Origin of the sequence: Glycomyces sp. MUSA5-2 (genome assembly GCF_037034145.1) — a bacterium.
Classification (GTDB): Bacteria; Actinomycetota; Actinomycetes; order Mycobacteriales; family Micromonosporaceae; genus Glycomyces; species Glycomyces artemisiae.
The window spans coordinates 204506-224627 of record NZ_JBAGKG010000002.1; the positions used below are offsets into that span (position 1 = coordinate 204506).

Here is a 20122-nt window from a genome sequence, read left to right on the forward strand (position 1 = left end):
CCAGATGGAAGGCTCCGTCAACGTCATCGGTTACGGCCTCGCTGCGATCGGCCCCGGCATCGGTGTTGCCCTCATCTTCGCCGCGTGGATCACCGCCACCGCCCGCCAGCCCGAGTCGGCCGGCATCACCCGCCCGATGCTGTTCATGGGCTTCGCCCTCGTCGAGGTGCTCGCGCTGTTCGGCCTCGTCCTCGCCTTCGCCCTCGGCGGCGGCAACTAGTAACCCTTCAAGGGAGTCATCATGATTCACGCCGCCGAAGGAGGGGCCGGGATCCTCTTCCCGATCTGGCAGGAAATGCTGATCGGGGCCATCGCTTTCGGTCTGCTGTGCTTCGTGCTCATCAAGTTCGTCTTCCCCCGCATGGAGAAGACGTTCGAGGCACGGGTGGACGCGATCGAAGGCGGCATCGAGCGCGCTGAGCGGGCTCAGGAAGAGGCCAACCAGACGCTGGAGGAATACCGCCGGAAGCTCGCCGCAGCGCAGGAGGAGGCCGCCGCGATCCGCGACGAGGCCCGCGCCGACGCCGTGGCCGCCAAGGAGGAGATCCTCGTCTCCGCCCGCGAGGAGTCCAACCGGATCATCGCGGCCGGGCACGCCCAGGTCGAGGCCTCGCGCCAGCAGCTCGTCCGCGAGCTGCGCAGCGAGGTCGGGAACCTGGCGGTCGACCTGGCCGGGAAGATCATCGGCCAGCGCCTCGCCGGCGACGCCGACACGACCGCGACCGTCGACCAGTTCCTGGCCGAGATCGCGGACGACACGGCCGAGACGAGCGGAGCGCGCTGATGTCGACGACTGGACGCGAAAGCATCGAGGCCGGCCGGGCCGTGCTGGAGGCCGCCGCCTCCGGCGCCTCGGCCGGGCAGCTCACCGAGTGCGGCGATCAGCTGCTGGGAGTGACGCGGTTCCTCGTCGACCAGCCTCGGCTGCGTCGCGCCCTGTCCGACCCCGCCCGCGAGGCGGACGACCGCGAGGGCCTGCTCCGCGGGCTCCTCGCCGGTCAAGTCGGCGACACCGCCGCTGACGTGGTCGCCGCCCTGGTGCGCGGCCGCTGGAGCAGCCCGTCCGAACTGGTGGACGGCACCGAGCAGCTCGCCGTCGAGGCGCTGCTGCTCGCCGCCGCCAAGGACGGCAGCCTGGCGAACGTCGAAGACCAGCTGTTCCGCTTCGGACGGCTCGTCGACGGCGACGCCGAGCTCGCCTCGGTCCTCGGCGCCACCGGCACCGACCCCAAGGGCCGGGCCGAGCTCACCGAGCGGCTGCTCGACGGCAAGGCCGAGCCGGTGACGGTGAAGCTCGCGGCCGCCGCATGCTTCGGCATCGGCGGGCGCAGCTTCCACGCCTCGCTGGCCTACCTGGTCGAGGTCGCCGCGGCGGCCCGCGACGAGGCCGTGGCCTACGTGACCGTGGCCAAGCCGCTCGACGAGAACGGCGAGCGCCAGCTCGCCGCCAAGCTGTCGCTCGTCTACGGCCGCCCGGTGGCGCTCAAGGTCACCGTCGACCCCGCGATCGTCGGGGGCATCCGGGTGCGAGTCGGCTCGGAACTGTGGGACGGCTCCGTCTCGCGGCGCCTCGACGAAGCCCGCCAAGCCTTGGCCGGACGCTGATCCAGCCGGTAGAAACAGAAAGGGAAACGTTCAGATGGCTGAATTGACCATCTCCTCTGACGAGATCCGCAACGCGCTCGACGCGTACGTCTCGTCGTACCGGCCGGAGATCACCCGCGAAGAGGTCGGTACCGTCACCAGCGCCGGCGACGGCATCGCGATCGTCGAGGGCCTGCCCTCCGTCATGGCCAACGAGCTCCTGGAGTTCGAGGGCGGCGTGATGGGCCTGGCCCTGAACCTCGACGTGCGCGAGATCGGCGCCGTGCTCCTCGGCGACCCGACCAAGGTCGGCGAGGGCCAGCCCGTCAAGCGGACCGGCAAGGTCCTCTCGGTGCCGGTCGGCGACAAGTTCCTGGGCCGCGTCGTCGACGCCCTGGGCAACCCCATCGACGACCTCGGGCCGATCGAGGCCGAGGCCGAGCGCGAGCTCGAAGCCCAGGCCCCGAACGTCATCAACCGCCAGTCGGTGTCCGAGCCGGTCGAGACCGGCATCAAGGCCATCGACTCGATGACCCCCATCGGCCGCGGCCAGCGCCAGCTCATCATCGGCGACCGCAAGACCGGCAAGACGCAGGTCGCGATCGACACGATCATCAACCAGCGCGCGAACTGGGAGTCCGGCGACCCGAAGAAGCAGCTGCGCTGCATCTACGTGGCGATCGGCCAGAAGGGCTCCACCGTCGCGGGCATCAAGGGCATGCTCGAAGAGCACGGGGCGATGGAGTACACCACCATCGTCGCGGCGAACGCCGACGAGCCCGCGGGCCTGAAGTACCTGGCCCCCTACACCGGTTCGGCCATCGGCCAGCACTGGATGTACGGCGGCAAGCACGTCCTCATCGTCTTCGACGACCTCTCGAAGCAGGCCGAGGCGTACCGCACCGTGTCGCTGCTGCTGCGCCGCCCGCCGGGCCGCGAGGCCTTCCCGGGCGACGTGTTCTACCTGCACTCCCGCCTGCTGGAGCGCTGCGCGAAGCTCTCCGACGAGCTGGGCGCGGGCTCGCTGACCGGTCTGCCGATCATCGAGACCAAGGCCGGCGACATCTCGCAGTTCATCCCGACCAACGTCATCTCGATCACCGACGGCCAGGTCTTCCTCGAAGAGGGCCTGTTCAACTCGGGCGTGCGCCCGGCGATCAACGTCGGCACCTCGGTGTCCCGCGTCGGCGGCGCCGCGCAGACCAAGGGCATGCGCTCCGTCGCGGGCTCGCTGCGTCTGGACCTGGCCCAGTACCGCGACCTGGAGGCCTTCGCGGCCTTCGCGTCGGACCTGGACGCCGCGTCGCGCGCGCAGCTGGACCGCGGTCTGCGCATGGTCGAGCTCCTCAAGCAGGGCGTGGCCGCGCCGCTGCCCATGGGCGAGGAGACCATCTCGATCTGGGCGGGCACCGCGGGCGAGCTCGACGACATCCCGGTGGGGGAGGTGCGCCGGTTCGAGAACGAGTTCCTGACCTACATGCGCGCCAACCACAAGGACGTCGTCGCCCAGCTCAACGCGGGCAAGGACAAGGTCTCGGGCGACATCGAGGACACCCTCAAGCGCGCCGTCGCCAAGTTCAAGCAGATGTTCAAGGCCAACGTCGACGACCTGCACGTGACCGACGTCGCCGAGGACGCCCTTGAGGGCGACGTCGACGTCGAGACCGTCAAGCGCGTCAAGAAGGGTTAGCCATGTCAGCGCAGCTTCGTACTTTGCGCAAGCGGCTGAAGTCGACCCAGTCCATCAAGAAGATCACCAAGGCGCAGGAGCTGGTCGCGACCAGCCGCATCGCCAAGGCGCAGGACCGGGTGGCGGCTTCCCTGCCGTACGCCCGGGCCATGACGAGCGTGATGACGTCCCTGGCGTCGAACGCGTCGATCAACCACCCGCTGCTCCAGCCGCGCGCGGCGGTGCGCCGGGCGGGCGTCCTGGTGGTCACGGCCGACAAGGGGATGTGCGGCGCGTACAACGCGAACGTCATCCGCACGGCCGAGCAGCTGGTCTCGCGCCTGTCCGAGGAGGGCAAGGTCCCGGTCCTGTACGTCGCCGGCCGCAGGGGCGTCGACTACTACCGGTTCCGCTCCCGGCCGATCGAGCACTCGTGGACCGGGTTCTCCCAGCTGCCGAGGGTCTCGGACGCGCAGGAGATCACCCGGACGCTGCTCGCGGCGTTCATGTCCGGCGCCGACGACGAGGGTGACGACGCGGGAGCGGACGGTATCCTCGGAGTGGACGAGCTGCACATCGTCCACACCAAGTTCGTCTCGCTGCTGACGCAGACGCCCGAACCCCGGCAGTTGGCTCCCCTCGAAGTCGAGGAGGTGGAGGAGTCCGAGCTCGACGAGCACGTGCTCCTCCCCGACTACGAGTTCGAGCCGAACCCGGAGGCGCTGCTCGACGCGCTGCTGCCGAAGTACCTGACGACTCGCATCTACGCGGCGCTGATCGACAGCGCGGCCAGCGAGTTGGCGTCGAAGCGCCGGGCCATGAAGGCGGCCTCGGACAATGCCGATGAATTGATCAAGACCCTGCGGCGGAGCGCGAACGCGGCGCGGCAGGCGGCGATCACGCAGGAGATCAGCGAAATCGTGGGCGGGGCCAGTGCCCTTTCCGCCGCAGGAAGAGAGTAACGATGACTGACACCCAAGGAGTGGGGCGCGTCGTACGGGTCATCGGGCCCGTCGTCGACGTCGAGTTCCCGCGAAACGCCATCCCGGCGATCTTCAACGCACTCCACGTTGACGTGACCTACGGCGGCGACGTGAAGACGCTGACCCTGGAAGTCGCCCAGCACCTGGGCGACAGCCAGATCCGCGGCATCTGCATGGCCCCCACGGACGGCCTCGTCCGCGGCGCCGAGGTGCGCGACACCGGCGGGCAGATCAAGGTCCCCGTCGGCGACGGCATCAAGGGCAAGGTCTTCAACGTCCTGGGCGAGTGCCTCAACCTCCCCGAGGGCGAGACGCTCGAAGCCGACGACCACTGGGAGATCCACCGCCACGCCCCGGCGTTCGCGCAGCTGGAGCCGAAGACCGAGATGCTGGAGACCGGCATCAAGGCGATCGACCTCCTCGCCCCGTACGTCAAGGGCGGCAAGATCGGCCTGTTCGGCGGCGCCGGCGTGGGCAAGACGGTGCTCATCCAGGAGATGATCATCCGCGTGGCCCAGAACTTCGGCGGTTCGTCGGTGTTCGCGGGCGTCGGCGAGCGCACCCGCGAGGGCAACGACCTCATCGCGGAGATGGACGAGGCGGGCGTGCTGCCCAAGACCTCGCTCGTGTACGGCCAGATGGACGAGCCGCCGGGGGTGCGCCTCCGCGTCGCCCTGTCGGCCCTGACGATGGCCGAGTACTTCCGCGACGTCAAGAACCAGGAGGTGCTGCTCTTCATCGACAACATCTTCCGGTTCACGCAGGCCGGTTCGGAGACCTCCGCGCTGCTGGGCCGCATGCCCTCGGCCGTGGGCTACCAGCCGACCCTCGCCGACGAGATGGGTGAGCTCCAGGAGCGCATCACCTCGCTCCGCGGCAAGGCCATCACCTCGATGCAGGCCGTGTACGTTCCCGCGGACGACTACACCGACCCGGCGCCGTTCACCGCGTTCACCCACCTGGACGCGACGACGAACCTGGAGCGGAAGATCTCCGACAAGGGCATCTACCCCGCGATCGACCCGCTGGCCTCGAACTCCCGCATCCTGGAGCCCGAGGTCGTCGGCGCCGAGCACTACGCGGTCGCCTCCACAGTGAAGCAGATCCTCCAGAAGTACAACGAGCTGCAGGACATCATCGCGATCCTCGGCATGGACGAGCTGTCCGAAGAGGACAAGCTCGTCGTGGGCCGCGCGCGCCGCATCGAGCGCTTCCTGTCGCAGAACACCTTCGCGGCGAAGCAGTTCACCGGCGTCGAGGGCTCGTTCGTCCCCGTCAAGGAGACCGTCGAGGCCTTCAAGAAGATCGCCGAGGGCGAGTACGACCACTTCCCCGAGCAGGCGTTCTTCATGTGCGGCGGTCTCGACGACCTGCACCGCAACGAAGAGGAGCTCCGCAAGAAGGGCTAGCACCCGCTTGCAGCGACAAGGCGAACGGCCCCGGAACCGCGCGGTTCCGGGGCCGTTCCCTTCACCCCCTGGTGAAAAGCCCTATCCGTCGTCGCCGTCGTCGTCGGACCCGGTCTCGGGGACGCCGCCGACGCAGGCCACGGTGTACTCGACCTCGTCGTCGGCGCCCTCGAACTCGATCTCCAGGGACGCGGCGGGCCCCTGGTCCACGTTCGCGGCGTTCCATCCCTGCGCGGGCGTCCACCACTCGATGCGCACCAGGTCGCCTTCGCAGACCGCCAGGAACGTCCCGCCGGGCCCGCCGAGGACCCGCCCGCCGTCTTCTGCGGTCGGCGTCGCGCTGGAACTCGGTGTCGCCGTAGGGGAATCGCTCGAACTCGGCGAGGCCGCATCTTCCGAGGCGTCCTCCCCGGCCTCCTCCAGCGACGCGAGCACGTCCTCGTCGGACATCGGCTGCTCGGGGCCCGCGAGGCTCCCGCCAGACGCCAGCGCCACCGCGCCGATCCCCGCGGCCACGGCGACCGCCGCGAACGTCACCCACCCGGCCACTGCCCATTTCCTCTGCATGCCACCAGCGTGCCGCCTCGATCGTTAAGACCGCGATAAGGCCGCTCTAAACCTGCGCAGGTCACGTCCGCGAGGTTGGTGCCGGGCGTGCGCATTGCATACCATTCCGCCCATGGCCCAACTGCTCCTGATCGAAGACGACGAGCGGGTCCGCACGGCGCTCATGCGCTCGCTGCGGGACCTGCGCCACCAGGTCGCCTCCGCGCCCGATGCGATGACGGGCCTGCGCGCCGCGATCGACCACCGCCCCGACCTGGTCGTCCTCGACCTGGGGCTGCCGGACCTCGACGGCGCGCAGATGCTGCGGATGCTCCGCGGCGTCTCCGATGTGCCGGTGATCGTGGCGACCGCGCGCGACGACGAGGACGAGATCGTCCGCGTCCTCGGCTCCGGCGCCGACGACTACGTGGTGAAGCCCTTCACCGCCAAGCAGCTCGACGCCCGCATCCAGGCCGTGCTGCGCCGCACCGGCTCCGGCGGCCCGGCCGCCGACCCTCACGTGACCGTGGGGCCCTTGCGGATCGACCCGCGCGGCCGTGCCGCGCACCTCGACGGCCGCCCGCTCGAACTGAGCCCCAAGGAGTTCGACCTGCTCCACTACCTCGCCGCCCGCGCCGGGGAGGTGGTCGCGAAGCGCCAGCTCCTCACCGACGTGTGGGACCTGCCGTTCGGCGGCGCAGACAAGACCGTCGACGTCCACCTGGCGTGGCTGCGCCGCAAGCTCGGCGAGACCGCGCAGGCCCCCAGGTTCCTGCACACCGTGCGCGGCGTCGGCGTCAAGCTCGTCGACCCCGAAGGGGGCGCGCGATGAGGGCCCGGCTGACGCTCCTGGTGGCCGCCACGGCGAGCCTCATCCTGCTCGCGTTCTCGATCCCGATGGCGATCCTGCTGCGCAACAGCGCCGCCCAGCACGCCGTCGACTCCGCCGAGCAGGAGGGGCAGTCGCTGGTCACGATCATCAGCTCCGGCGACCGCGCAGCCGCGCGCACCGCGGTCGACACGCTGAACGCCAACTCCGCGTACCCGGTCACGGTGTTCTGGCCCGACGGGACCCTCGCGGGCCGCGACGCGCCGCGCTCGAACGCCGTCGACCTCGCCGCGCGAGGCCACTCGATCACCGCCGAGACGGCCGAGGGCCGCGAAGTCCTCTTCAGCGTCAACGTCGACGGCGAGACCGCGGTCATCCGCGTCCACGTCACCGACGATCAGCTCGGCGCCGGGGTCGCGCGCTCGTGGCTCCTCCTCGGCGCCATCGCGGTCCTGCTCCTCGGGTTCGGACTGCTCCTGGCGTGGCGCCTCGCCCGCGTGATCCTGGTGCCCCTGAACGACCTCGCGGCCGTGTCGCACCGGCTCGCGAACGGGGACCTGGAGGCCCGCGCCGACGCCGCCGGGCCCTCGGAGCTGCGGAACGTCGGCACCGCCCTGAACACCCTCGCCGACCGGATCAAGGAGCTCCTCGAAGCCGAGCGCGAACGCGTCGCCGACCTCTCGCACCGGCTCCGGACCCCGCTCACCGTCCTGAAACTGGAGACCGAGGCCCTCGGCGACCGGGAGCGCGAGCCTGTGGAGCGGGCGGTCGCCGACGTCGAGCGCGCCGTCAACGAGGCGATCCGCGACGCCCGCAACCCCGCCGAGGCCGGGTCGTGCGACGCCGCGGCCGTGGTCGCCGAACGCGTCGAGTTCTGGTCCGCGCTCGCCGAGGACACCGCCCGCGAATGCCGGGTGCGCCTCGCCCCCGGGCCGCTGCCCGTCGCATTGTCGGCCGCGGACCTCGCCGCGGCCATGGACTCGCTGCTCGCCAACGTCTTCGCGCACACCCCCGACGGCACGCCCTTCGAAGTCCGGCTGACGCCCCGCTACGACACGGGGGCCACTGTAGACGTCGCCGACGAGGGCCCGGGGCTGCCGGACCTCGGCGTGTTCCAGCGCGGCCGCTCCGAAGGCGGCTCGACGGGACTGGGCCTGGACATCGCCCGGCGCGCCGCGGCCGCCTCGGGCGGCCAGCTCGTGTTCGGCCAGGGCCCGGGCGGCAGGGGCGCGCTCATCAGGCTCGAACTCGGCTGACCCCGGGGAAGCACTCGTGCAGCGCCCGCGCCCAGGGGTTCCCGTGCATGCCGGGCGCGAGCACCGCGACCGCGAGGCAGTACTTCGACACCGGCACCGGGCGCGCGCCCATCGACCACAGGAGACGGTCCGCCGCGCCGCCTTCTTTGGCGGACTTCACTTCCACGAGACTGACCGGCCGCGACTCGACCGCACCCGACTCGGACACGCACCGCAGGTCCTCGTCGCACGTGATCCGCACGCCCGCGGCCGGGTCGACGAGCGTGTGCCGCCGGTAGTCGGTGCGCAGCCGCGCCTCCAGGCCCGCCGGGACGCGCATCCCGTACGCGTCCCACAGGGTCCGCGCGAGGTGCGCGGCGGCGTCGGCGGTGATGACCGCGGCGTCTGAGGCCGCGTACGGGAGCCGCTCCTTGACGGTGTCCTGCCGCGCGCCCTTCACCTTCACCTCGAACGCGCACTCCCCGGAGTCGGCGTACAGGCGGGTGCGCACCTTGAAGCGGCGCCGCCGCCCCTGCCGGTGCTGCCGGTACGTCAGCAGGTCCGGGGTGTCGAAGTACACCGACTCGTAGGAGAAGCGGCGGCGCCCGCCGATGTCGAGGCACGCCCAGTCGCCGCTGTCCGCCAGGCGGTCCCGGAACCACCGGTACCGCTCGGGCGAGAGCAGGTACTTCGTGTCGGTGCGGGTCTGGAGGTCCGCGGCGGCCACGACCTCGTCGAGGCCCATCCCGGGGAACGCGTCGAGGCCGCTCATCGGGTCCTCGCCAGCGGCACGGTGCGCTCAGCGGGGACGTGCGGCGCGGGCGGCGGGTTCGGCTGGAACCGCACGTCCACGGTCATCGTCTCGCGCACGTAGTCGGTGTCGACCACCTCGAACTTGCGGACCCGCGCGTCGAGGCGCCGCTCCAGGTCCTCGCGGAGGCGCTCCTCGTCGCGGTGGACGGTGTCGAGGACGACCATGCGGTGCCGGGACCGGTTCGACAGGCGCGGGTGGTCCGCGACGAACATGGTGAGCACCAGCAGGACCGACAGGCCGATCATGACCGCGGGCCGCGACGCCCCGATCCCGTTGATGAGGCCCAGGGCCAGCGCGGTGAAGTAGTAGCCGACGTCGCGCTGGGAGATCTGGTCGGACCGCAGCCGCAGGATCGACAGGACCCCGAACAGCCCGAACGCGAGCCCGAGGCTCACCTGCTGCGACAGCATGAGCGCCGAGACCGCGAAGACGCCGACGTTCAGCGCCACGTACGCCAGCGCGAGGTCGGTGCGCCGGTGCCGCCGGTAGTAGATCGCGCAGGCGAGCACGGTGATGGCGAACAGGTCGACGGGCAGGGCGAGTGCGAGCGCGAGACCCACGGTTCCTCCTCAGTGGACGGCAATTCCGCTTTCTTCAGCGGCACTGGGGAAACCGTAGGCGCGCGGAGGTTAAGACTCCGATAAGCGGTGAATAAAGGGCGGACAACCGGTGAACGGCTAGATCCCGCGGCCCCGCCGGTGGAGCGCCGCCATGACCGCGGGGACGCCGACGATGCCCGCCGCTGCCGCCGCCGCGACCGCGGCCCGCGGCTCGCCCGGGTTCGCCTTCGTGGCGCGCAGCGCCCACCGCAGCGCCTCCTTGCGGTCGCCGATGGCCGCGTGCCAGCAGGCGATCTGCCCGTAGACGCGGGCGGCGCCCTCGGGGCTGCCGTGGATCTCCGGGTGCCGGTCGAGGATCCACCGCAGCGACGAGATCTTGGTGTCCCAGCGGGTCTCGAAGTGCGACCCGGCCCAGTTGACGAGCGCGTACGGCGTGTCCACGTGCGCGATCGGCCGGCGCCGGGACGCCCGCAGGAGCATGTCCCAGTCCTCGTTCTGGCTGCCGGGCGCGTCCTCGGCGACGAGCCCGAGACCGCCCAGGAGCGCCGAGCGGCGGAACAGGAACGTCGAGGAGTGGAGCATCATCATGCGGGACCTGAGCAGGTCCGCGTGCCGCACCGTCGACTGCTGCGCGAGCCGCGCGTTCCGCCTGCCGCGGTAGTCGACCTCGATCGCGGTGGTGCACAGCTCCGCCTCGGTGCCCAGGGCCGCCACCTGCGCGGCGAGCTTCCCGGGGAGCCATTCGTCGTCGTCGTCGAGGAACGCCACGAGCTCGGTGTCCAGCGCGGTGATCCCGGTGTTGCGGGCGCCCGCGAGGCCCGGGGTGCGCTCGTTCTTGACCTCCCGGACCGGCCGGTCGCCGTCGTCGGCGAGGTCGCCGGTGGGTTTGGCGCGGTCGAAGACCACGACCACTTCCAGGTCGCCGGGGTAGAACTGGGTCAGGACCGAGCGCAGGGCCGCGCGCACCTGCTGCGGGCGGTCGTGCGTCGGGATCACGACTCCGACTGAGGGCCAGTCAGTCACGTGCGCTCACCTCTTCAAGGGCGGGTTCCTCCAAGGGTGCCTCGTCTTCGGCGAGGTAACCGTACCGGCCCAGGAGCGGGCGCGTCAGCGTCGACACCATCCGCCGCGTCCCGTCGGGCAGGTCCTCGGTCCACGCCTCGTCGGGCCGGATCGGGATGCGGCCCACGGTGAACCGCATCGGGTTCCCGGCCGCCGAGTGGCTCGGGCCGAGATCCGCCCAGCCGTCGCCGATGAAGTTCAGGTCCGACTCGACCAGGTCGAGCCCGCAGAACCGCGCGAGCGAGGCGATGACGCGCCTGGGCCGCTGGATGATCCGCTCGTACCTGACCCGCCGCACCGGCACCCCGCGGCGCGCGAGCAGGCTGAACGCGGCGTTCTGCGCGTTCCACAGCATCGCGGCCTTCGCGGGGGAGTAGCGGGTCATCTGGTCCCCGGTGGGGGACTCGGGCCGGCGCACCTGCTTCGTCCACGAGTACGCGACGCCCCGCGAGTCGCGCACGACGTGCATCACCCGCAGGTCGATCTTCGGCGACCACCGCAGGCAGTACGCCAGCGACGCGTGCTTGGAGGAGTCGACGACGACCTGCGCGCGCGTGTCCTTCGCGGCGGCCGAGTAGATCTTCTCGAAGTACTCGGCGTACTCCGCGACGAGCTGGTGCTGCGCCGGGGCGAGCTTCTTCGACGCGAGCGCCGGGATGTGCCTGGTCCGGTCCACCGTGGCCTTCAGCGCGTTGAGCCGCTCGACGTCCACGTCCTCCCAGGACCCGAACGCCCGCTGCCCGATCCTCTGCCAGAACTCGCAGTGCGAGAACGTTGCGCCGCACGCGCACATCTCGTTCCCGACCAGGTCCCGCTCCCACAGGTGGGTGATCTCCCCGAGCGGGACGACCCCCGGGAGCTGTCCCAGCAGCCGCTCCAGGAGCGTGGTGCCGCTGCGGCCCAGGCCGCCGATGAAGACCACTTTCACGCGGTTCTCGGACTGCTCGGACTGCTCGGCCGTTCTCCAGCTCACTGAACCCTCGCTCACCCTCGTTGCCCCCTGTCGACTCCTATAACGAGCCGAGGTGGGGTCGGGGACACGCCCTGCGGCGAAAAATCCCGGAAAACCGCGCGCGGGGCCTTAGCGTCTGATGTCATGGAGCGCTTGGGCCCTGCGCGCGCCGACGGCGCCGACGGCAGGACTTCGACACGGATCCGCATGGGCGGCATCGGCATCGACCCGGTCACCGGGGCCGCGGCGGTCGCCCGCGTGCTCGACGCGATCGAGGCGGGCCGCGGCGGGCACATCGTCACCCCGAACGTCGACATCCTCGCGGCCGCGCGCCGCTCCCGCGCCCTGCGCGCGGTCGTCGGCGCCGCCGACCTCGTCACCGCCGACGGCGCCCCGCTCGTGTGGGCCTCCCGCGTCGCCGGGACGCCCCTGCCCGAGCGCGTCGCCGGATCGGACCTCGTCTGGAGCCTCTCCGAAGCCGCCGCCGAGCGGGGCCTGCGCATCGCGCTCCTCGGCGGCACCCCCGACGACGCCGCGCGCCCCACCGAGCGCGCCGCCCGGGTCCTCGAAACCCGCTATCCGGGACTGAAGATCGTCGGCGCCTGGTGCCCGCCCATGGGCTTCGACCGCGACGCCGCCCTCTGGAACGACCTCGCCGGGCGCCTCGCCGCCGCCGCACCCGACCTCGTCTACGTCGGCCTCGGCTTCCCCAAGCAGGAACTCGTCTCCGTCCGCCTGCGCGCCACCGCGCCGCGGACCTGGTTCCTCGGCTGCGGCGCGAGCATCGACTTCATCGCCGGGTACCGGCGCCGCGCCCCGAAGTGGATGCAGCGCACCGGCACCGAATGGCTGTTCCGCATGTGCTCCGAGCCGCGCCGCCTCGCCCGCAGGTACCTGCGCGACGACCTCCCCGAAGCCGCCCGGCTCCTCGCCGAGGCCGCGCGGGACCGCCGCAGAAGGCCCTGAATCGCCCCCAGAGGCCCGTGCTAGCGCCGCCGGGCGATGTACACGACGTCGGTGGCCCACTTCGACATCGGCGAGCACAGCGCCGCGTCGGCGGCCTTCGACGCCCACGCCCACGGCGCCCGGTAGCAGCCCTGCGTGAACATCGTGAAGCCCTGCATGCCGACCAGGTCGAACCCGTGCCGGTCGAACAGCTCCCGCATCTCCTCGTGCGACAGCTCCTGGAACCACGTGTGCGCGTCCAGGCGCCCGAACGTCTTGCGCAGGTGCCGCAGCGACGACGCGTTCCCGTGGTTCTCCACCAGCAGCAGCCCCGAGTCCGCGTCCGGCAGCGCCGCCGATGCGAAGTCCATGAGCTGGTCCCGCAGGTGCAGGTCCACGTTGAGCACGAACCGGAACGCCGTCACCAGGCGCTGGCGCGTCTCGTCCGGCTCGGGCACCGCCAGACCCGGCGCCACCAGGTGCGCGTGCCCGGGCGTGCCCAGCTCGCGGCCCTTCTGGAGCATCGCCTCCGACGTGTCGTACCCGTGCGAGACCGACACCAGGCCCGCGAGCATCCGCGCCACCCGGCCCGTGCCGCACGCGAAGTCGTGGTGCACCGGCGGCATGGCGAACGCGTGCGGCACGAACCCGCGCAGCCACCCGGTCTGGCGGCTCGACACGATCGACGAGAACGTCCCCGGCGCGTAGGTGCGCTCGGCGTACTTCTCGACCGCGGTCGGGTCCTGGAAGACCTCGGTGTAGTTGGCTGCCACGGTGTTCCCTTCGACGTTCAGATCCCTGCCCGGTAGCGCAGGAGCGCCACCGCCCACGCGGCCCCCGCCGCCCCGAGGGCGGCGAGCGTCCACAGCGGCCCGAACGGCGCCGCCGCCAGCGGCAGGGCCCCGAACAGCAGGCCCGCCGCGAGCAGGGCCCGCCTCGTCAGCGCCCCGAACGGATGCAGCCCGAAAGCGCGCCACAGCTGCGCGAGTGGAACCAAATTATTGACCAGAACGGCCGCCGACCACGCGATCGCCGCGCCGACGACCCCCATCGCGGGAATCAACGCGAGGTTCAATCCGACATTGACGACGAGTGAAATCGAGACGTCGATCAGCTGCCACGAGGTCTTCCCCGCCATCGACAGCATCGAGTCGACCACCCCGCACGCCGCCCCGATCATCATCCCGGGCACCAGGATCCACACCACCAGCCGCGCCTCGCCCGTCGCGTACTCCCCGCCGAACAGCCGCAGGTACCAGTCCGCGAGCAGCCCCACCGCCAGGTACACCGGCCACGTCAGGGCCACGATCCACGCCGTCGACTCCTGGTACAGGGCCCGCGCCGACGCGGGCTCCCCGGCGGCCATCGCCGCCGCCGCGCGCGGCTGCACCGACTGGCCCACCGCGCCCGAGGCCATCTGCCCGACGATCACGAACCGCGTCGCCACCGTGTACACCGCCGCCGCGCCGAGGCCCGCGAGCGCCGCGACCATGATGATGTCGAGGCGCTGCAACCCCAGCTGCGCGACGCTCGCGGCCGCCCGCGGGGCCGTGAACCCCCAGAACGCCCGCCCCGACACCCGGTCGGGGAACGCCGGGTCCACCGCCGCCGCCCGGTGGCGCCGCAGCAGGTACCAGCCCGCCGCCAGCGCCGCCGGCAGGTACGGCAGCACCCACGCGAACGTGATCCACTGCGCGGTCGCCGTGCCCGCCAACGCGATCGCCCCGAGACCCGCGAGCTGCGCGACCGTGCGACCGAGCTTGTCGATGACCACCGACGGCCCCATGAGCCGGTACCCGCGGGTCGCCGCGAGCAGTGACTCCATCGCCACCGACGCGGGGATGAACACCGCGAGGAGCCGCACCAGGTCCGGGCGCGCGAACAACTCGGCCGTCAGGAGCAGCACCAGCGCCGCCGCGAACGACGCGATGGCCGCGGGCCACAGCCCCAGACGCAGGACCGACCCGACGGCCGCGTCCCGCCCGTTCCGGTGCAGCCGCGCGACCCAGTACACGAGCCCGGTCGGCGTCCCCAGCCGCGCGAGCGCCCCCGCGAGCATGAACACCGACGTCGCCGCGAAGAACGCGCCCGCCTCCGCGGGGGACAGCGCCACGGCCGCGAGCCATGTGACGGCCAGGCCCCCGAGCCCGGAGACCGCGGCCCCCACGAGGTTCGCGAGGCCCCCGCGCGCGGTGCCGCGCAGCTCCTCGCGCCCGGCGGCCTCCTGCGCAGCGCCTTGCGCGGTCAGCGCCGCCAACTCGGCACGCCCCCAAGCCATTCCGCGAGCCGCTCGTCGTACGGCCCGTAATGCTCCGTCAGGAGCTCGCGCAGCTCCGGGGACATCGGCGAGGGCCGCCCCCGCGCGTTGTGGCGCACGAACTGGAAGTCCCCGATCCACGGCAGGCCCAGGAACCGCAGGACCCGCTCGAACGCGTCGTCGGGCCGCGTGAAGAACTCGCCCGAGTCGAGCACGAGCACCCGGTCCCGGCCCACGTGCTCCGCGAGCGGCTCCAGGAAGTCCGTGTACTGGCCGCGCGCGGTGTACGCGTGGTGCTGGTGGTCGAAGCTGTACAGCGACGGGTCGGCCCGGAGCCGCGCCTCGACGCCGTCGAGGCGCGCGGACTCGGCCTCCACGGCCTCCGCGAAGTCCGCGATCGGCTCGAACCCGCGCGCCACCTCGTGCGCGTGGTGCGACCAGGCCCGCTCGACCGGGTCGCGCACGAGCACGATCACCTTGACGCCGGGCAGGTCCCGCGCGAAGCGCTCGGCCGCGAGCGGGTGGTACAGGTAGTACGGGCTCGACTCGAACGCGACCGGGGCGAGCCCGGTCCGGTCGGCGATCCGCGCCGCCGCGCCCTGCGTCGGGAAGTGCCCGCGGTACCACGCCGGGCCGCGCCGGTAGTTCGTGTCGAAGTAGTGGACGCCCTTGTGGAGCACCGGCTTCAGGATCGCCGGGTGCTGGGCCAGGGCCCGGTACAGGGACGTGGTGCCGCAGCGCTGGCCGCCGCACACGAGCAGGCCCGGCAGCATCCGCGAGGAGGCCGTCAGGCGCCCGAAGGTGCGCGACGAGTGGCCGACGACGGCCTTCAACTGGGTCGGGATGCGCTCGCGCAGTGTCCGCTGGCTCATGGTGCTTCCTTGCCGCTCAACAGGTTCCGTCGGTGGAGCCGGCCTGCGCGGTCCGCTGGCGGGCGATGTGGCGCAGCAGGGTCGGCAGGAGCCAGCGGCCCAGCGCCCCGAGCGCGGCGCCCGCGCGCTCGGCCTGGTCGCCCATGTAGCGGGCGGCGAGGTCCACGAGGTACAGCAGCGCCGTCGGCTCGGCCTCGCCGGGCGCGACCCCCATGGGGGCCAGGATCTGCGGCGCGTCGGCGACGAGCCCGAGGACGGCCGTGGTCGGGTCCGTGGCCTTGGTGACGATGTCGTCCTGGAGCCGGTAGTGCGCCGCGTCGAAGCCGTAGGGGACGCCGGTCTCGAACCGCTCCAGGTCCCACAGGCAGATCCGGTCGGGCGTCTCGCGCATGTTCCACGGGGCCCAGTCGCCGTGCCAGGCGCCGAACGTCATCGTCGTGGACCCGTACCGGTCCAGGAGCGTCTCCCCGGCGGTCTGGAGCGTGTCGGCGTCGGTCTCGCCGCGGTCGGTGAGGGCCTTGAGCCGCAGGCGCAGCCGCGCGGCGTAGTCGGACTCGCCGAGCGGGAACCGGCTGGTGCCGCACGCGTCGGCGAGCTCGCGCATGGCGGCGCTGCGGCGCGCGGGCCCGAGGTCGGCGGGCGCCTCCCACGCCGGGAGCGCGGAGGTGACCATCAGGTTGTGGCCGTTCCAGTTCCCGGCGTGCAGGAGCCGCGGCACCTGCACCAGCTTCAGGTCGCAGAACTCGCTGAGGCGCTTGGTCGCGGCGGTCTCGGCGTCCACGAGCTCCCTGGTGAGCGCGTTGACGCCGAGCTTCGCGAACGCGACGGTGTTCGCGTCCCCGTCGAGGATCTGGAGCACCGGCTTGCGGTTCGCCCGCGCCGGTCCGATGTGGATGCTCAGGTGCACGTCGTGGCCGAGGACCGCCGCGAGGTGGTCGTCGATCCCCTCGGCGCCGCCCACTTTGACGCGGTGCGGCAGGAGCATCCGGTCCAGGCCCAGGCGCAGCGCCAGGACCGCGGCGTCGCGCTTAAGTCGGGCGCCGCGCGCGGCCGGGCGCGCGTACCGGGCGAGGGCCGCGGCGGCGACCTTCCGGTCGGCGGCCGGGATGAGCACGCGGGGCTTGCGCCGTCCGGGCACGACGATGTACGGGCGCGCGGGCGCGTCGGCGGCCGTGCCTCCCGGGTACAGCTGATCGACGACCTCGGCGAGGTACGTCGCCCGCCGTCGCAGGTCGTCGGCGGTCTTCAGTGCTCGACTCATCGGTTCTCCGTCTCTGGCCCCTGGGCAGCGGGCGCGGTGGTTCTGTTGGCGGCGAGGAGGACGTAGCTGAGCAGGGTGAGCAGGAGCGGCGTCACGAGGGCGTTGTAGTAGAACATCGTCAGCAGCGAGAACGCGACGACGGCGCTCCCGGCGATGCCGACCGCGGAGTGGTCGGATCTGAAGCGCCACAGGACCGCGAGCGCGAAGCCGAGATATGCGACCGTGCCGGCGATGCCGTGCGCGAACATGACCTGCCACAGCTGGCCGTTGCCGCCGAGGGTCCGCCCGCCGCAGCGCGGGCACTCGGGCGTCGGGCCGACGGCGATCGACTCGCCGGACCCGAGGGTCTTGCGCGTGGACCCGAACCCGAGGACCGGCGAGTGGGCCATGACCAGTTCGGTGGCGCGCTCGGAGGAGAACGCCCGGCCCTCGTCGGAGTGGCCGTTGTCCATGCGCGCCTGCACCACCGTCCCCAGGGGAGTGAGGACGACGAGGAGCACGGCCGCGCACCCGGCGCCGCCGAGCGCGAGCATCCCGCCGGGCCTGCCCGACACCAGGAGCCGCAGCGCGGTGAAGACCGCGACCGCCGCGAGGCCCAGCCACAGGCCGCGGTTCATCGAGTAGACCGCGGGCACCAGCGAGACCGCCAGGAGCACCACGGCCGCGACGCGCCACTTCGTCTTCACGGGCGCGCAGAACGCGGCGACGACGAACCAGACGGCGGTGATTGCGAAGTTGTTGCCCCACGTGTTCGTGTAGCCCCACGGGGCGGCCGGGCGCGGCGTCTCGTAGCCGAGGAAGTCCATCGTCTGCGCGGCCTGCGGGTGGACCAGCGACTGCACGAACCCGTCCTTCGCGACGGCCTGCGGCAGCAGCGCCTCCACCGGGGACGTGTACTCGAAGCCGCCGAAGAACGTGCCGAGCAGCCCGCCCGCGACGGTGACCGCGAACAGCCACGCGAGGAGCCGGATCAGGTGCGTGCGGCCGAGCTTCCCTTCGACGACGAGGTTGTACGCCCACAGCGCGATGAGCGTGCAGCAGCAGTAGAACCCGAACCGGTAGGTCGCGCCCGGCAGGCTCGACAGGAACGTCTCGGGGACGACCCCGGGCGGGTCCACGCCGAGGTTCGCGAGGCTGAGGACTACCGCGAGCAGGAACAGCAGCCACCACCCGAACGCGGGCGGCACCGCGATCGACCTGCGGCGCACCAGCTTCACGGCGGCGACCGCGGCGACGAACGGAATCGCGAGCACCCCGAGCCCCAGCGCCCACCACAGCGGGTAGGCCGCGAGCAGCCACGTCAGCGACGCGCCCTCGCGCCCCCGTGCTTCCTCTGCTCCACTGCGGTCGGCCGTGCGGACGGCCGCGAGCAGCGTCATCGGGGCTCGGCGGCCGGGGCCGCCGACGGCACGGCCGGGATCACCTCGGTCGACGCGTCCCCTTCGACGGGTTCGAGCGAGTCGGTCGGCGTCTCGTCGGCGGTCGGCGTGCGCCGACCGCCGAGTTCGCGGCGCGCGGTCGGCAGCGGCACGGTGTTCATCGGGCCGAGCACGGCCGGGAGCAAAACCGCACCCAGCAGCGGCGTGTCGATCTGCCGCATGGCGACCGCGGCGGCCGCGGTCTCGCTGATGGCGTCCCGCTGGGACTGGACGGCGAGGATCACGGCGTCGGCGTGCCCGGCGAGGAGCTGCGCGTCCGCGGAGCACGACAACGGCGGCGCGTCGACGACGACGAACCGGCCCGCCTCGGCGAGCTTCGCGAACGTCTCGGCGGCGGCTTCGCTCGTGGGCCCGGTGGCCCTGGCGGCGGCGCCGGGGCCGATGACCGACAGGCTCGGCTGCCGCGGCGCGGCCTGCACGGCCTCGGTCAGATCGATGCGGCCCGACCACGCGTCGGCGAGGCCCGGGACCGGGTCGGTGCCGAACAGCTCGGGCAGGCCCACGGTGGTGCTCGGGTTCGCGGCCACGGCCGTGACGCGGTCGCCCGCGCGGGCCATCGCGGTGGCGAGGTTCGCGGCGACGACGCTCGCGGCCGGGCCGGGCGCGATCCCGGCGACGACGATGACGCGCTGGTCGTGGGTGAGCTGCGAGGCGACGATGTTGCGCAGCTGCGCGAACACGCGCCCGCCGGGGCTGTAGGCCCCGAAGACCTCGCGGCGCTGGAACTTCACGGCCGGCGGCACGGAGGCGACGACGTCGAGTTCGCACCGGTCGACGAGGTCGGCCGGGTAGGACACCTTGCGGGCCAGGCGGTGCCGGGCCCACGCGAGCATGAGGCCCAGAGGCAGCCCGGCCCCGAGGGCCGCGGCGAGGTTGAACATCGCGTTCGGGCTGATCGGCGCCTGCGGCAGCGACGCGGCGTTGATGACGCGCCCGGGCGCCACGGCCTCGGTCTGCGCCTGGAGCCCGGCGATCTCGGTCTCCAGCTCCGCGGCGCGGCTCTGGAGGTCCTCCAGGTCCGATTCGAGTCCGGAGCGCCCGCCGTCGCCGGAGTCCATGCCGTCGAGCCGGTCCTCCGCGGCGGCGATCTCGCCGTTGACGGTCTCCAGCTCGACGTTCGCGGCGGCGGTCTCGCGGTCGAGCGAGGCGGTGGCCCCGGCGAGCCGGTGCGCGAGGTACGCCTCGCTGAACGCGACGGAGCCCTCCTGCGCGGCCTCCGGGCTCCCGGCCTGGAAGCTGATCTCCAGGACCGCGGTGTTCGGCGGCACGGTCACGGACACGTGCGAGACGAGGTCGTCGGCCGGGCCCGCGCCGAGCGCGTCGGCGGCCGCGTCGGCGACCTCGGTGGACTTGACGAGCTGCGCCTCGGTGTCCAGATTGACCTGTCCGGCGGTGCGCGCCCCTTGGACCGCCGTATCGCTCGCGGTCGGCAGGACCAGGACCGATGCCGTGGACTCGTACACCTCCGGGCTCAGCTCGGTGTAGGCGACGCCGGCGGCGAGCGCCGCGGCGGCGGTCCCGGCGACGAGCCACCAGGAGCGGCGGACGATGACGCCGTAGTCGGCGAGTGTGCGGGCGGCAGGGGTCCTCAACGCGAAGCCCTTTCTGGTTCTAGGGATCTCGAATGAGTAACGAGCGACGCGTGCCCGAGGTGACGGGCGCGGCGCGCGGCGCGCGCGACGAGGGTTGTGTTTGCGAGAGGAGA

Annotated in this window: 20 protein-coding genes; 9 read left to right on the forward strand and 11 right to left on the reverse strand. The window is 72.3% G+C overall.

Annotated elements, in window-relative coordinates; translation table 11 throughout:
* Positions 1–4 precede the first annotated feature (4 nt).
* The 6 genes from WA640_RS06660 to atpD are packed head-to-tail and all read left to right on the forward strand — an operon-like array spanning position 5 to position 5645.
* Positions 5–220 (forward strand): F0F1 ATP synthase subunit C, encoded by a 216-nt coding sequence (locus tag WA640_RS06660; RefSeq protein ID WP_106364943.1) that lies wholly within the window; start codon positions 5–7, stop codon positions 218–220.
* 21 nt (positions 221–241) lie between these two features.
* Positions 242–784, forward strand: coding sequence for a F0F1 ATP synthase subunit B (locus tag WA640_RS06665; protein ID WP_106364942.1), 543 nt, complete (start codon positions 242–244; stop codon positions 782–784).
* A complete protein-coding gene (locus WA640_RS06670; protein ID WP_442904707.1) occupies positions 781–1605 on the forward strand; it encodes a F0F1 ATP synthase subunit delta in 825 nt (274 codons plus the stop codon). Before WA640_RS06665 ends, WA640_RS06670 begins: the two co-directional genes overlap by 4 nt.
* A gap of 34 nt (positions 1606–1639) precedes the next feature.
* Positions 1640–3274 carry a F0F1 ATP synthase subunit alpha gene (atpA, locus tag WA640_RS06675; protein WP_335986772.1) on the forward strand — a complete coding sequence of 545 codons (1635 nt, stop codon included), beginning with the start codon at positions 1640–1642 and terminating at the stop codon, positions 3272–3274.
* Between the two features lie 2 nt (positions 3275–3276).
* Positions 3277–4215: a F0F1 ATP synthase subunit gamma gene (locus WA640_RS06680; RefSeq protein WP_335986773.1), complete on the forward strand. Its 939-nt coding sequence runs from the start codon at positions 3277–3279 to the stop codon at positions 4213–4215.
* A gap of 2 nt (positions 4216–4217) precedes the next feature.
* On the forward strand, positions 4218–5645 hold the full coding sequence (gene atpD, locus WA640_RS06685) for a F0F1 ATP synthase subunit beta (protein ID WP_335986774.1): 1428 nt from the start codon (positions 4218–4220) through the stop codon (positions 5643–5645).
* 81 nt (positions 5646–5726) lie between these two features.
* Here the strand turns inward: atpD and WA640_RS06690 are convergent, their stop codons facing one another.
* Positions 5727–6212 carry a hypothetical protein gene (locus tag WA640_RS06690; protein WP_335986776.1) on the reverse strand — a complete coding sequence of 162 codons (486 nt, stop codon included), beginning with the start codon at positions 6210–6212 and terminating at the stop codon, positions 5727–5729.
* Positions 6213–6324: 112 nt separating this feature from the next.
* On the opposite strand from WA640_RS06690, the gene WA640_RS06695 reads away from it, so the two are divergent.
* Positions 6325–7023, forward strand: a complete 699-nt coding sequence (locus tag WA640_RS06695; protein WP_335986777.1) for a response regulator transcription factor — start codon at positions 6325–6327, stop codon at positions 7021–7023.
* Positions 7020–8276: a sensor histidine kinase gene (locus WA640_RS06700; protein ID WP_335986779.1), complete on the forward strand. Its 1257-nt coding sequence runs from the start codon at positions 7020–7022 to the stop codon at positions 8274–8276. The genes WA640_RS06695 and WA640_RS06700 overlap by 4 nt, the downstream gene beginning before the upstream one ends.
* Here WA640_RS06700 and WA640_RS06705 read toward each other — a convergent pair.
* The 4 genes from WA640_RS06705 to WA640_RS06720 form a co-directional block, all read right to left on the reverse strand.
* Positions 8257–9027 carry a polyphosphate polymerase domain-containing protein gene (locus WA640_RS06705; RefSeq protein ID WP_335986781.1) on the reverse strand — a complete coding sequence of 257 codons (771 nt, stop codon included), beginning with the start codon at positions 9025–9027 and terminating at the stop codon, positions 8257–8259. The two genes, WA640_RS06700 and WA640_RS06705, sit on opposite strands and share 20 nt — an antisense overlap.
* Complete coding sequence (locus WA640_RS06710) at positions 9024–9629, reverse strand: DUF4956 domain-containing protein (protein WP_335986782.1); 606 nt, start codon at positions 9627–9629, stop codon at positions 9024–9026. Before WA640_RS06710 ends, WA640_RS06705 begins: the two co-directional genes overlap by 4 nt.
* Positions 9630–9746: 117 nt before the next feature.
* A complete protein-coding gene (locus WA640_RS06715) occupies positions 9747–10652 on the reverse strand; it encodes a glycosyltransferase family 2 protein (protein ID WP_106364935.1) in 906 nt (301 codons plus the stop codon).
* Entirely contained in the window at positions 10645–11664 is a 1020-nt protein-coding gene (locus tag WA640_RS06720) for a sulfotransferase (RefSeq protein WP_245889007.1), read from the reverse strand. The genes WA640_RS06715 and WA640_RS06720 overlap by 8 nt, the downstream gene beginning before the upstream one ends.
* A 123-nt stretch (positions 11665–11787) precedes the next feature.
* On the opposite strand from WA640_RS06720, the gene WA640_RS06725 reads away from it, so the two are divergent.
* Positions 11788–12609, forward strand: a complete 822-nt coding sequence (locus WA640_RS06725) for a WecB/TagA/CpsF family glycosyltransferase (RefSeq protein WP_335986783.1) — start codon at positions 11788–11790, stop codon at positions 12607–12609.
* Between the two features lie 20 nt (positions 12610–12629).
* On the opposite strand, the gene WA640_RS06730 is transcribed toward WA640_RS06725, so the two are convergent.
* The 6 genes from WA640_RS06730 to WA640_RS06755 are packed head-to-tail and all read right to left on the reverse strand — an operon-like array spanning position 12630 to position 20009.
* Entirely contained in the window at positions 12630–13361 is a 732-nt protein-coding gene (locus tag WA640_RS06730; RefSeq protein ID WP_335986785.1) for a class I SAM-dependent methyltransferase, read from the reverse strand.
* 17 nt (positions 13362–13378) lie between these two features.
* Positions 13379–14866, reverse strand: coding sequence for an MATE family efflux transporter (locus WA640_RS06735; protein WP_106364932.1), 1488 nt, complete (start codon positions 14864–14866; stop codon positions 13379–13381).
* Positions 14833–15717: a sulfotransferase family protein gene (locus WA640_RS06740; protein ID WP_335986786.1), complete on the reverse strand. Its 885-nt coding sequence runs from the start codon at positions 15715–15717 to the stop codon at positions 14833–14835. The genes WA640_RS06735 and WA640_RS06740 overlap by 34 nt, the downstream gene beginning before the upstream one ends.
* Positions 15718–15733: 16 nt before the next feature.
* Positions 15734–16978 (reverse strand): hypothetical protein, encoded by a 1245-nt coding sequence (locus WA640_RS06745; RefSeq protein ID WP_335986787.1) that lies wholly within the window; start codon positions 16976–16978, stop codon positions 15734–15736.
* Positions 16975–18357 carry a hypothetical protein gene (locus WA640_RS06750; RefSeq protein ID WP_335986788.1) on the reverse strand — a complete coding sequence of 461 codons (1383 nt, stop codon included), beginning with the start codon at positions 18355–18357 and terminating at the stop codon, positions 16975–16977. The genes WA640_RS06745 and WA640_RS06750 overlap by 4 nt, the downstream gene beginning before the upstream one ends.
* On the reverse strand, positions 18354–20009 hold the full coding sequence (locus tag WA640_RS06755) for a Wzz/FepE/Etk N-terminal domain-containing protein (protein WP_335986789.1): 1656 nt from the start codon (positions 20007–20009) through the stop codon (positions 18354–18356). The genes WA640_RS06750 and WA640_RS06755 overlap by 4 nt, the downstream gene beginning before the upstream one ends.
* Positions 20010–20122: the final 113 nt, after the last annotated feature.